Origin of the sequence: Mesorhizobium sp. WSM3626 (assembly GCF_000513935.1) — a bacterium.
GTDB lineage: Bacteria > Pseudomonadota > Alphaproteobacteria > Rhizobiales > Rhizobiaceae > Mesorhizobium > Mesorhizobium salmacidum.
On the sequence record NZ_AZUY01000022.1, the window covers coordinates 73,358 to 85,626 of the forward strand.

General features: G+C 61.8%; 10 protein-coding genes. 4 read left to right on the top strand and 6 right to left on the bottom strand.

The window, feature by feature from the left end:
• Positions 1 to 7 precede the first annotated feature (7 nt).
• Positions 8 to 916 carry a lytic transglycosylase domain-containing protein gene (locus tag M653_RS1000000134980; RefSeq protein ID WP_084636734.1) on the bottom strand — a complete coding sequence of 303 codons (909 nt, stop codon included), beginning with the start codon at positions 914 to 916 and terminating at the stop codon, positions 8 to 10.
• A gap of 148 nt (positions 917 to 1,064) precedes the next feature.
• Here M653_RS1000000134980 and M653_RS0117060 point away from each other — a divergent pair, with 148 nt between their 5' ends.
• The 3 genes from M653_RS0117060 to M653_RS0117070 all read left to right on the top strand — a co-directional run bounded on the left by M653_RS0117060 (position 1,065) and on the right by M653_RS0117070 (position 2,904).
• Complete coding sequence (locus tag M653_RS0117060) at positions 1,065 to 1,679, top strand: hypothetical protein (protein ID WP_027144437.1); 615 nt, start codon at positions 1,065 to 1,067, stop codon at positions 1,677 to 1,679.
• On the top strand, positions 1,676 to 2,209 hold the full coding sequence (locus M653_RS0117065) for a succinoglycan biosynthesis protein exoi (protein WP_027144438.1): 534 nt from the start codon (positions 1,676 to 1,678) through the stop codon (positions 2,207 to 2,209). Before M653_RS0117060 ends, M653_RS0117065 begins: the two co-directional genes overlap by 4 nt.
• Before the next feature lie 164 nt (positions 2,210 to 2,373).
• Positions 2,374 to 2,904 carry a thermonuclease family protein gene (locus M653_RS0117070; RefSeq protein ID WP_245262183.1) on the top strand — a complete coding sequence of 177 codons (531 nt, stop codon included), beginning with the start codon at positions 2,374 to 2,376 and terminating at the stop codon, positions 2,902 to 2,904.
• Positions 2,905 to 3,041: 137 nt separating this feature from the next.
• On the opposite strand, the gene M653_RS1000000136770 is transcribed toward M653_RS0117070, so the two are convergent.
• From M653_RS1000000136770 to M653_RS0117100, 5 genes are all read right to left on the bottom strand, one after another.
• On the bottom strand, positions 3,042 to 3,587 hold the full coding sequence (locus M653_RS1000000136770) for a hypothetical protein (RefSeq protein WP_156938214.1): 546 nt from the start codon (positions 3,585 to 3,587) through the stop codon (positions 3,042 to 3,044).
• Between the two features lie 232 nt (positions 3,588 to 3,819).
• Positions 3,820 to 4,047, bottom strand: a complete 228-nt coding sequence (locus tag M653_RS01000000132815; RefSeq protein WP_032935415.1) for a hypothetical protein — start codon at positions 4,045 to 4,047, stop codon at positions 3,820 to 3,822.
• A gap of 1,549 nt (positions 4,048 to 5,596) precedes the next feature.
• Entirely contained in the window at positions 5,597 to 6,070 is a 474-nt protein-coding gene (locus M653_RS1000000135705; RefSeq protein ID WP_084636733.1) for a hypothetical protein, read from the bottom strand.
• A 297-nt stretch (positions 6,071 to 6,367) separates the two neighbouring features.
• Entirely contained in the window at positions 6,368 to 9,838 is a 3,471-nt protein-coding gene (locus M653_RS0117095) for an AAA family ATPase (RefSeq protein ID WP_027144442.1), read from the bottom strand.
• Entirely contained in the window at positions 9,835 to 11,094 is a 1,260-nt protein-coding gene (locus tag M653_RS0117100; RefSeq protein ID WP_027144443.1) for a DNA repair exonuclease, read from the bottom strand. The genes M653_RS0117095 and M653_RS0117100 overlap by 4 nt, the downstream gene beginning before the upstream one ends.
• 503 nt (positions 11,095 to 11,597) lie before the next feature.
• Here M653_RS0117100 and M653_RS0117105 point away from each other — a divergent pair.
• Positions 11,598 to 11,813, top strand: coding sequence for a hypothetical protein (locus M653_RS0117105; protein ID WP_156938215.1), 216 nt, complete (start codon positions 11,598 to 11,600; stop codon positions 11,811 to 11,813).
• The last annotated feature ends 456 nt before the right edge of the window (positions 11,814 to 12,269 follow it).

Consider the following 12,269-nt stretch of genomic DNA (forward strand, 5'->3'; position numbering starts at 1 on the left):
TCCTCCGCTAGAATTGCAGGACGCCGCCGACCCATCGCCGCGGCTTGCCTGGAGAGTTCGTTCCGATGAGAGAAGGCGCCTTGCCGACGACGCCAGGATCGGCAGCTGTGCCGGTGCTGGTCTGCCGTTCCAGGTCTGGCAGCTTCAGCTGTCTGTTGATGACCTCGGCCACGAACCGGACCGTTTCCGGGAAGGGTGGCACACCGCCATATTGATGGATCCTCGCCTCGCCGGCGTTGTAGGCGGCTGCAACGATCAGCGGATTGCGATAGGTGGCAAACAAATCCCGCAACAGCCGCACGCCGCCATCGATGTTGTCGGCCGGATCGCAGACGTCGCCGACGCCGAGACGGGCTGCCGTCGCTGGCATCAATTGCATCGGGCCACGCGCGCCTTTGGGAGAGTTTCGGCTGCTGTCGAGGCGGCTTTCGGCCATGGCGACCGCGATCGCGAAATCACCATCGACGCCATATCTCGAGGCAGCCTGCGCGATCAGCCGTGCGATGTCTTCCGGGTTGAGGGGTGACGGCCCGCACTCGCTGCTGCCGGGAAATCCGTTGTCGGTCGAAGTGTAGTCAAATTGACTAGGATCGGCGAGGCGCCATGCGCTCGCCGTCTCCCCCGGCGGCGAAACCTCCAGGCCATTGCTGTCCGGACCCTGGGGTTGACGAATTCTGCCATCGGCGTCGAGTACATACTCTCCTGCCGCGTCCGCCCAGCGGGCACGGAAGATGCTGTCGATGGCGCTGCTCTCTCCCGCGCTCGCACTGAAAACCGGCTGGTTTTGCGGCGGTTGGCGCAGTTCATGGTTTTCCGCCGCGCGGGTCGACGAGAATGCCGAGGGCCAACCAAGCACGGCCGAAGTCAGCAGCAGGAGAAGCCGCCGGTTTGCCAATCTGGACAAGGGAGAAGCCATCGCACGTTCCATGCCACCGGATCGAAGTCTCCATAAATCGGTAGCCGACGGAAAAAAGAATGTCAAATCGATATCGTTTTCCTGTTGCGTGGAGGATCGAGAATTGGCAAGGTGGATCGAAACGACATGCTATTTGGGAGCGTCCAACATGAGAGCCAGCGTCGGCGGCGGTTTCGCCATTTGCCTGGCGTCATTGGTGCCGGCCATCGCGGCCGGACCCGTCGATCAGGCCTACATCAGGTCACTCGCCGCGCCGGGAAAGACCGTCCTGGTGGTGGAATATTACGATGGCCTAGGGAGCCTCGCCGAGCGCAAGGGCTTCGCGTCGACCAGCGGCTTCAAGGCCGTCTCGCCGACCGACTTCCGCATCGATGCAAACACGGTGATCCACCTCTATGGCATCGAGCCCTGTGAGGGCGATCTGGTCAACCGCCGCGAGAATTTCTCAGGAGCCTGCGCCGACTATGCCAGGAAGGGGCTGGAGACGCTGTTGCAGTCGCCGAAGGTGATCTTCTGCCGCGCCTTCGTCAGCGAAGCGAACGCGCCGCGCCAGGATGCGACCTGCTACGGTTACTACAACTACCCCGGTACCCTCGACACGGTCGACATGGTGGAGGAGCAACTGGTTTCGACCGGGACGCACCGGATCGCCAGAAAACCTGATGGCACGCCGGTGCGAAAGGATCTCGCGGAAGCAGAGAAGATCGGTCGTGGCGGTTATGGCATGTGGGCCGATCCCAGGATCAAGGGGCAAGCGCAATGAGGAGCGTTCGTATTCTCCTGGCCGTCACGCTCGCAGCGGCTCCTGCAAGGGCCGCGGCACCCGGATATTTCGACCTGCGAGCGGGCGTGACGCTCGAGAGTGGCGACAGCTGGGTCGAAGCCGGCACAAAGTACCGTCTGTACGGTACCCAGGCGTGCCTCCGCGGAACTTTTTACACCGATGCCGCCGCCCACCGAGCCGATTGTGGTGAAGCTTCGCTCGCGGTGTTCGCTGCCTTCATCGCCGATACCAGGCCTGAATGCGCGCCAGTCGTAAGGGTTGGCGACACCTTGCATGTTGCCTGTTTCGTCATGATCGGAGGCGATCGGGTTGATCTTGGCAGCCTCATGATCACAAGCGGATTTGCCTTCGCTGCATTGCGCGCTGACGGCTTGCCTTATCACGCCGGCTACGCCGTCGCCGAGCAGGCGGCGCGCGACAGACACGCCGGGCTGTGGCAGTTCAAGGACGTTCAGCATCCAGCGATCCTGCTTGGCCAGGCTGCCGGCGCAACGGCGTCGCGTCCATGAGTCCGAGACATTTGCTTTGGGCGCTGACCGGGCTGGCTTGCTTTTGCCTCCCCTCTTCTTTGCCAGGCGCTGACATTGCCAGAGCTGCTGGTGGGAGGCCAGGTGACGAGGCTGTTTCCCTGACTGCCGGGCAATCTTCAAAGTCGATTGCGGGCCGTGCCGGCGTGATCGACGGCCGCACCTTGTGGTTTCCTCGATCGGCTCAGCAAGTTCGCCTTGCTGGCGTAGACACCTGCGAATTGCCGCAATGGGCCTTCGATCCAAAGCGCCGCGGCGAAAGTGCTATTCTCAAGCCGGTACCGTGCGGTCCGCTGGCTAAGGCCTGGCTGAAGCGGATGGTCGGCGACAGACAAGTTGTCTGCCTGAGCGCGTTTCGTGGCGGTGCGCTCAGAGGCAGGTGTGTCGTCGACGGACACGACCTTGCCGTGGAGATGCTGCGCGTCGGCTGGGCGCGGGTTGAGACCGGCTCCCCGGTCCACTCGCAATATTTGAAGTGGCAACGCTACGCCATGTCAGCGCGCTATGGAATGTGGGCGACATACGTCCTCGACATGGATGAATGGCGCGCCAAGGCCGTCGACAGGGGTTTGGACCGAAAACCAGTCGCGGATTCTAATCTGCTTGCCGAGCGGCGATATGAGATCACACCGCCTTTTGTAGAGGCCAGAAGGCGCGCTTCCCGCTCGGTACGGTAGCGCCGCCGACCGTCCCCGCCGGCTCAGCAACGGCGAAAATAGCTGGTCTAGCGATTTTCCCTTTAGGTGTAGCGCCAGCAACCGGACGCCGGCCATTGAAGCGGGTGGCACTACGGCTTTGGATCATATCAGGGACGTCACGGGGCTTTTCTCCGCAGAAAACCGGCGATGTCCGGCTGGAATTCCCTGACGCTGGCTTCGACTTCGGCGACCTCTGCAGGCTGCAAATGCATCTTCCGCGCCAGGATTGCAGCGATCAGGTAAAGGATTTTCTGCTCGGCCTCGCAGCTTTCGACGGCCTTCCGCTGGATCAATCGCCGCCGGGCAGATCGTTCAAGAAGCCGGCTTACAACCAGACCCAGCCAGGCCGTAGCGGACAGCAGGTTTAAACGGCTGGCGCTTCTTTTCCGGGAGAACCTGTCAACGGCGGCCATGAGCCGCCGGTGGCGTTCGATGCAACGCTGCATCCCGGTGGCGGGATTTGCGATCTTGGCGCGGCCGACGCCTGAAGCGTTTGGTGGAAATCCATCAACGCCCTTGAGCGGTCGGCGCGGGGCGGCGGCATCCCGAGCGTGCCTTTGTCCCGTCATCGTTCCCAATTCGACCTGAACAGATTGGCGCCAGAAGCGGCCAGGGTGGCCGAGATCCTTGCATGCCAGCTTTGGATCTGCTCTGGCCGGCATGTGATGAGCGACATCCTTCCTCCGGGCCGGCAGCGCGTGAAGGATAGCGCAACCAGGTCTCGGCGCTGCACTAAAGTTAAATGAAATGATGTTAACGGCCAGAAACATATTGTTCGTATATTGATTATTACGGCATTTCCTTCACCAGTCTTGCGCGCAGTGCAGTGGCTCGGGAAGAATGCGTGCTTTGCACATCGAGTTTGGAACGGGGAAATTCGCTCTCTAAGAGAGCTCAAGACTGCAGTTTGTTGCCCAGCTTTGAGAACACCGTGTACCAGAAGCGATAGTCCTCCTCGCGCCCGTCGAACTTCGCAGTCAGCGCGCACCATGCCGCGGCGGTCGCCGCGTCAGGGCCGTAGAGTTCGATCGTTGCCTCTACTGTTGCTGCTGGATCGGCCAATTCCCACAGCGTCAATCTGCCGTAGCCGGCGCCGCAATCGTAGGAGTGGATTTTTGGCATGCCAAGGCCTCCCGCGGGTCGGTCCGGCAGGGGCAGCTTTGCGCTGCGAGGCCGGACGTTGGGAACCCACCTGGAGTGAGCCACGATCCTGAGCGGTTACGCCCATGACGTTTCGTCGTGTCGTCCCTGGCCTTCGACAGGCTTCGCAAGAAGTACTCGCGGAAGCTGGCGCAGATGCAATTTATTGCAGAGCCTTCCTGTGAAGACAACCGGTCTGCGCGCGCGACTTTGCCTGCGCTTTTGGCGACCAGCGACGAGACTGGGGCTTTGCACCAGCGATGCTTGATTCTGAGGCGTGCAAAGGGGCCACTGGTCGGATGATCTGCGAGGCGCTCGACGCTGATGAGGGCAACACTCGCTCTTGCGCGATTGGCGTGGGGCTAGCTCGTTGAGTACGATTTCGTGCCCACCAAAAAGCAACGTCCATGCTTTGTCCTTGGCAAGTTGCCCGGCTGCCCCCACGGGATTGCCGGCCGCTTCACGCCCCTATGTCGCACTTATCGTAAGCTCGATGGCCACAAGGCTGGGGCGCGAAGATCCTGGGGGCCAAACGGGTCGATGAGCACGGCTGAGCCGATTTAGGGTCAAGCCGGACGATATGACTTTTCCGCTCGAACACTTGTTGTCGGACTTAAGTCTGACAGGACAACGCAATGGTCCCGCTATCCAAAGCGTCTGGAACCAGCCTTGCTCGGGAATGTTGTCGCTGCGAAAGCGGGGCGATTCCAAATGGACGGCAGTCGCGGTTGTTGCTCGCCACGGTCTTGCGACCGCATTCAGCCTCATCGTTGGGTATGGTCCTCGGCTGATGACGAGGTGGTGTGCGTAGTTCTTTAGCAAGCAGGGAAACGACATGAACAGATTGATTTGGATAATCGGAGCGGTCGTCGTGGTTATCGCGATCCTGAGCTTTCTTGGTCTTCGGTAAAGCGATGATAGTTCTGCAAACCCACTCCCAGGCAGAGAACGACATTCCTGAACGCAAAGCTCTACAGCCAACGAGGCGGAGGGCCGTCGAGCCCTACGATGGCGGCCAGCCCGCGTCTTCTATTCCATCCGAAGAAAAGAGTTTTCGGGTCATGCTCCTGTCTCGGGAAACCGGCATCGACACCGATGAAGCGCGGCGCCTTGTCGATAGCATTGAAATGGATGGAGCCGCGCTATTCGATGCTGCCCGGCGAACCAAGCAATCAGCGCTCAAACCTTAAAACCAGCACCAAGCGCCTCGATGGAGAAAGCCATGCTGCTAGCCGTTGAGCCACCGATCCTGCCTAGGCGACAGTCGGGCTATACCCGCCCTGCATGGTAGGTGTGTTCGGCGACGACCCGCGAGGAGGCGGCCCCCGAAGCTCGCGAGTTTAGGCCCGCCGCCCTCGGAACGTCCTACGCGGGTGTCTTCGATGGTGCGGCAACGGCCGAATTGGTGACAAGGACGGTCGGTCGCAATGCAGGCGTCTCACTTATTTGGCTTGCTTGCTCCAGCTGGCCGATCCCTAAATTCTTCGGGATGCCGTCCGCCAGCGCGCCAGGCTCTGACCAGAATGCTCAATCATTGCTTGGTCAACACGCCGGTATAGGTCTTTCCGGCAAGCGACAACGTTTCGGCCAGGGTGCCATCGGGCAGCATCTGAAAACTGACGTCCGCGCCATTTGGAAAACGGCCAAGCCTCAACGTATTCCCTACGATCTTCCCTGCGCCGGCTGCCTCGCCCGGATTGTTATCGTCCAGAACTCCCCAAGCGTAGTTGACGGTCACCTTTCCGTTCGAGGAAACGGATTGAACATCGAGCCTTCCTTCAGATGTGCTCTCCAATCGGCCAACCCAACTGCCCGAAAAGACGGCATACTTTGCCGGAACGTCTTTTCCAGGAGGAGTGATTGTCGGCGATTGAACCATCGTTGCAGGGCCAGGTGGAACAGCCGGGCTTGATGCTGGTTCAACAGTGACGGATTGCCGAGGTTCTTGAGGCGATTGGCATGCTGCTAAGGCAAGTGCCGCGAAGGCAAGCATGAGGTTCCGCATCTCGTTCTCCAGTGTCCCCGATGAATGAGCAGATGATGAAACACCGGTTGCCCCAACTCAAGCGGTCCTAACTTCAAGCTCGGTGAGAGCCCGTCGCCAATCGTAGATCGCCTCTGGAAGCGCGGCGATAGTCAGAAAGTTCCATGTCTCACTCGGGGCCGGAGCCGAGGCATACCGCCGAGCCTGATTGGTCGCTGCGTTGCTGGACGGCCGTTAGCCTGCAGGATTCGGCCAGCCATGGTGCAGGCCACAACACCCTAGGCACAAGTCCGCGCCTCTAGGCACAAAAGACGATACCTATCCGAGTTCGTGGATAGTGACGCCCGGCACGATCGTCTTCGCGATCTCGCACAGGTGCTGGTGGTGCGTGAGATAGATCACCTGGCCGGCATCCGCCATTTGACCAAACAACCTGAAAACCTCCTCTGAGCGGACGTGGTCGAAGGTCTCCATGATGTCGTCGGCGATGAAAGGGACCGAGGGGCGGAACTGCGCGAATTCATAATAGCCGGCAAGCCTGAGCGCCAAATAGAGCTGAAAGCGCGCGCCTTTTGACAGCGCCTCGGTCACTTTCGACTGCCCGTCGCTCTGCAGGGCGATAAGGACTTCGCCACCTTTCACCGGTTGGGTTGTGAGCCCCGAGTAGCGCCCGCGCGTCATCAGCGCGAATGCGTCGGAGGCCCGCGCCATCATCCCGGAGCGATGGCGCTCGCGATAGACGCGCAAAGCATTCCCGGCCGACATCACGCCCAGTTTCAATTCGATGTAGCGGACCGCCTTATCCTCGATTTCCAGCAGGACCGTGCGTCGTTCGGCGTCTATGCGCGCAACGGCGCTGTCGCCACCGATGGCGTCGAGCTTGTCGCCCGCCCGCGTTTGCCGGATCAGCTGTTGCTGGATTGCTTCGTCAAGCTGCTGAAGCCGCTGCTCCCCTTCCGCTTTCTCGATTGCCATGCCGTCGAAATCGAGCGTATCGAGGATCGAACGTGCCTGCTCGAAACCCTCCACGCCGAGTTCGGCTGCCAGGTGGTCCTCAAGTTCGGTGACTGTCGCGTGCAGACGATCGCGCTCACGCAACAGCTCGTCGCGTTCCACCACTTCAGCAACCGTCGCTACCGCAAATGCACTCAGGACCTCGTTCTTGCGTCGGTCATGCGCCGAAATGTCAGCGTCAAGGATCTCACGACCGTCCAGGAGGCGTTGCAAATCAGCAGCGAGATTTGCCTTCGCCTCGCGCGCTCGATCGGCACGCGCCAAGCGCTCAGCCAGCCCGATCGCCAATTGTTCTGGCTCTTCGTCGTTCGCCGGCTCGCCCGCTTCAGCTGCTACCGCCGCAACATCGAGCACGAAATTGTCGCGGTCGGCCTGCATCTTCTCGATGCGCAGTTGCATCGCGTCGCGCTCCTGCAGGCTCCTGGACAGCTCACTCAGTTGGTCGAGAACGGTGCCGACACCCGCTGCGGAAAGCCCGTTCTCGAGCCAGGTGCCTCTCAGCGCCTCGACAATGCCGGCCAGCCACTCTTCCTCGCGGCGCTCTGTCACGTCCACAGCCCGTCGCCGGGTGGCGAGCTCTTCCTGTCTGGCGCCTACTGTCTTGAGCGCCTCGGCATATTCGGCATCCACCTTGCGCTGCCGGTCGAGAAACGACTCGGCGACAGCCATGATCGCCTCGAGGCTGTCGCCGCTATCCGGACCGATGCCGACGCTCTCCAGCGCCTTGGTGAGTTCCAGCCTCAGCCGCGCCTCGTCGTCGGTCGCCCGCCCAACCTTCTTGGCGGCGAGTTCGATCTCCTGCCGGGCCGCGAGCGCATCGGCGCGGGCCGAAGTGCGATCCTCCATCGATTCGATGAGGCTGTCGAGCGATGCCCCCAGACCTTCGCCAAGCAGGTCGCTGGCTGCCGCGCGCATCTGCGACAATGCGGCGTTCGCCTCCATGTCGGTCTGCGCAAGCTTGTCGCGGATACGCGCAATGTCGGCTGCCGCTTCCGCGAGGCCGTGCGTTACCGCCCGGACATCGGCAAGCGCGCCCGCGCCAGCCAATCTGCTCGCACCGACATCGTCGTCGCGTGCCAACGCCGCGGCGAAGGCGTCAGCTGTTTCGCCGCTCAGCGCACCGCGATGCCTTGCCCACGCTTCGTCGCGGCTACGCCGGATGTCGGCGGCCACGTCATCGTCGGCGACGTCGACCGCGGCGCGAAGCGCGCGCAGACGCGCCGCAAGCAGTTCGTGGTTGCGCTGGTGTTCGGCAAGACGTTCGGACAGTACGGTTTTGTTTCTGCCAAGCTCCGCGGCAAGCGTTTTCCAGACGCCAGTCTGTCTAGCGCTCGGAACTGCGATGCCGGCCAGCGCCCGGGCGTCGCCGGACCAGGGATGCAAACGGCCAAGCGCCGCCTCCCATTTGACCACGCCGGCGTCCTGCGTCTCGCGTGCCGCCTTGATGTCGCCGAGGTGGCCGCTCGCCCTCGCCTTCGCTAGGGCCGCGTTCAGCCTGGCTCTGGCCGGCTCGGGCACCGCCCGCTCCTCGCCAACACGGTCTCGCGCCGCCTGCAGCGCATCGAGGGCTGCCGCGGCCTCGTCGCGGGCAACGCGTGCTGCAGTGGCAATCCCGGACCGCTGCTCGACCATGGTGCGAACAGCGCCGATAATAGTGGCCGGCAAGAGCAGCGCAGCGGGGTCGCGCTCTGAAGATCGTCCTAGCGCGGCAAGGCAGCTCGCCACGGCGTTGTCGAGGATTTGCAGGTCCATCCTGCGATTGGGAAGGTCGAGGCCCGCCGAGACATGGCGCACCTTGCTTTCCGCCAGGCTGCGGATGCGCTCCGAGACGCCGAGGATCGCCTCATTGACGTCGACCGAGGCAATCTTCGTTTTCAGCCGCTCGACCTCGTCGACGTTTGCGGACAGTCGCGTTCTCAGGCTGGCATCGTCATCGATCAGTCCGGCAACGCTGCCTGTCCAGGTCCGCGCCGGTGAAGCGATGTTCGGTAGGTCGGCCAGCCGGGCTGTCTTGCGCCGGATGTCAGCGAGGATCGGACCGGCGCGCAGGTATCTGGCAATGGTGTCAAGCCGGGCCGACAGCACCGATCGCTCGGCGATGGTCCGGTCATAGTGTTGTGCCGCCTCACGACGCTCGGCTTCCAGGCTCTCATAGGCCGAGGCCAAGGTGTCGATCTGTTCCCTGTTGGACTTCAGCTCGGCAAGACGCTTCTTGAGCAGCGCAAGCTCGGTTCCATGCGCCTGTTTCCGGTAAAGCCCGTCCGCTTCGGCCTCAAGCGCGCTCAACGTGTCGCTGGCATGTCCAAGACCAGCGCTGGCTGTAAACAGCAGCTTGCCGAGGTCGCCGCGCGATTCCAGGATCGACTTGCCCCCAGCTTCCAGCGTTTCGTCGTCCAGGGAAAACATGGTCTGGTAGGCATCGCGCGACAGGCCGGCCAGATGAGCCGATATCGACATGTCGCTCACAGGTTGGCCCATGGCGTCCAAGAGCGAGTTGCTGCGCTGTTTGGTGCGCGTGAAGGCGTGCTCCTTGCCAGCCAGTTCGAGCACCCCGCCAATGCGCATGGCGCTGTACTCGTGCAGGAAATTGTAGCGGCTGCGCTCCTCGATGCCGAACAGCAGATCCAGATAGCCCGACAGCGCCGTCGACTTGCCGGCCTCGTTCAGGCCGAACACGATATGCAGGTCGGGGCCTGATTCCGGCTTGGGTCCGAAATCGATCATCCTGTCGGTGAACTTCCCGTAGCGGATAAGATCAAGGCGCCGCAGCCTCATTGCGCGCCACCTGCCTTGAGACGGGCCGTGACCAGGTCGGCACCGCCGGCGAGCACCTTGTCGAGGAAGAGCTCCAGCCCGGCCTCGTCCTTTCCGGCGAAGTCGCGCCCTTCGGCCGGCAGGTCCGCGATCATCTTCTGCACGAACGCCCTCGCCTCGGCCCGGAAGGCTTGCGAGCCCGCGTCGGCGCGCATGGATTGTGCGAGCTCGAAAATCGGATCCGCGCCGCCCTCGGCTGTTTCGGCTCTGGGCGGAGCAAAATCAAGATCGAGCTTTTCCACCCATGTATCGCCTACCTGTTCGGCTGCCTGCTCGGCCTCGGTGAGCAGCAGGTCGCGGTCGCGGATCAGTGCCCATGACACAGGTGACGCGCCCCTCAGGCTGAGGCGGATGACAGCATGACGCGACCTGACGGTGGCCCGGACAGTTTCGAGCGCGGTGCGGACGCGCCCAACGACTTCAGGCCATTCAACAGTGCCGGTCAGGCCGACGCTCGCGCGCTCGAATTGCGCGACACTGGTCAGCCTTTCGTCGATCTCGATCGAACGGTCGTCGTGTATCGTCACAAGGGTGACGGACTTTGCGCCGGCTTCGTTGATGTCCCTGCCCTGCGGTATTCCCGGCATCACTACGGTGCTCGTTCCGGGATGGACCTGGCGGACATGGATGTGCCCGAGTGCCCAGTAGTCGAAACCATGGCCGTGCAGGTCGGCGAGACTGCACGGGGCGTAGACGTCGTGACCTGGGGACCCTCCCAGGCTGGTGTGCATGATCCCGACATTGACCGCACCCTCGCGGGCGGCCGGATATTTCGGCAGCAGACTGTCTGGCGCCTTGGCGTTGGCAAAGCTCAAGCCATGGAACATCACGTCGAGCCCGCCGGCTGTCTGCAGCACCGATTGCGGCCGGCCGCCGAAGATCGTCACGGTGTCGGGAAACACCAGCTGTTTCGATATTCGCGACAGCGCATCATGGTTGCCGCGGATCTTGAACACATGGATGCCGGCCTGATGCAGGCGTGCCATTTGCGACGCGAGGAAACGTGCCGTTTTCATCGACGTCTGGTCGCCGTCATAGAGATCGCCGGCGATGACCAGCGCATCGACATGCTCGGCAAGGCACAGATCCACGATCGAGACGAATGCCTGGCGGCTGGCATCACCGACGAGCTCGGCAAGCTCGCGGTTTCGCAACGCGAGCGAACGCAGCGGCGAGTCGAGATGAATGTCGGCGGTGTGTACGAATCGAAATGCCATGACGGTCTCCAGCCTCCGAACATAAGGGGTTCAACAGAGGCCGAGGAGAAATTTTTCTACGGGGCGTGTCGTGAGATTGAGCAACTACTCACTTCGCTTTTTTGCGAACGTGTTTGCCAGCCCCTATCGCTTTGAGGGTGCGAATGGCGGCAAGGCTGCCAATGCCCTAGCCACCACCCATCGGGGTCGTCGGTTTTCGCTCGGAGAACGTGGCCCTTCCTGAAGCGGGACGACAACTTCCTTCCAAACGTCAAACTTAGCTTCCTTTCGATTTCGTACCGATCAAAAGCGTCTGTAACCTAAAGCCCAAGCGCGCAAAGTCGTTTGCGACACAGGCTCCGAAGTGTCCGCTTTGCGCTCAACTCAGACGTAGAGCCCCTTGCGACATCCCATAAGCGGACACACGCGCGCGGTGTGGGGTAGCATACTACCAGAAGCGGAGACTGACGCCCCACCGCGGGGGCCATCGCGATAACGGTTAGGTCACGATGCTGGTGAATCATATGGCTTCGGCCTTCCCGTCGAGCGGTAGCTTTGGCTACACCGTCAATGGCGATCCGTCGCAGGTCGGGATCAACGAACAGATGCTGCTCGGCGGTGCGAAGATGGCTAGCGTCCGACCAGCATGGGTGGACTGTCGCGTACCACGAGCCGCTATGCTCGTCGTCTGGCGGCTGGGTTCCATCTATCTTCTGTTTTCGCGCACGACACAATCCTAATCAACCGTGATGCTGGATCCAATGGGACCGTCAGCTTGCCGACTGTGGACGAGTCCGAGCAGAGCACCGCCGACTTCCAACCGTAGGAATCTCAGTTGCATGTTTCGCTCATTTGGCACTACATTAACCATAGACAAGCCTTGCTTGCTATCTGCTGCCCATAAGACAGAGACGTACCGAAGTCTTTGTTCGCTCAAGTGGCGGCGATGGTGCCCTCGGTAGGCACGCATATTACCATTCCTGAGGTTCCGCGCGCGAGGAGTGCAGACCCGCACGCGTGTGTTGTCGAGCTCGGCGGAAAGGGAAAGCAAATGGCGAATGTCAACGATGCGCCGGTTCTGTCCTCGGTGGCGACGAGCGCCACGTATACGGAGAACGCGGCGGCGCAGACACTCTCGCCGAGCTTGGCAATCTCGGATGATGACAATACGACTCTCATTGGTGCAACGGTCCGCA

Coding starts and splice junctions, on each gene's coding strand:
- M653_RS1000000134980 (WP_084636734.1), bottom strand. CDS start 916: ATGGCTTCTCCCTTGTCCAGATTGGCAAACCGGCGGCTTCTCCTGCTG.
- M653_RS0117060 (WP_027144437.1), top strand. CDS start 1,065: ATGAGAGCCAGCGTCGGCGGCGGTTTCGCCATTTGCCTGGCGTCATTG.
- M653_RS0117065 (WP_027144438.1), top strand. CDS start 1,676: ATGAGGAGCGTTCGTATTCTCCTGGCCGTCACGCTCGCAGCGGCTCCT.
- M653_RS1000000136770 (WP_156938214.1), bottom strand. CDS start 3,587: ATGCCGGCCAGAGCAGATCCAAAGCTGGCATGCAAGGATCTCGGCCAC.
- M653_RS01000000132815 (WP_032935415.1), bottom strand. CDS start 4,047: ATGCCAAAAATCCACTCCTACGATTGCGGCGCCGGCTACGGCAGATTG.
- M653_RS1000000135705 (WP_084636733.1), bottom strand. CDS start 6,070: ATGCGGAACCTCATGCTTGCCTTCGCGGCACTTGCCTTAGCAGCATGC.
- M653_RS0117095 (WP_027144442.1), bottom strand. CDS start 9,838: ATGAGGCTGCGGCGCCTTGATCTTATCCGCTACGGGAAGTTCACCGAC.
- M653_RS0117100 (WP_027144443.1), bottom strand. CDS start 11,094: ATGGCATTTCGATTCGTACACACCGCCGACATTCATCTCGACTCGCCG.
- M653_RS0117105 (WP_156938215.1), top strand. CDS start 11,598: ATGGCTTCGGCCTTCCCGTCGAGCGGTAGCTTTGGCTACACCGTCAAT.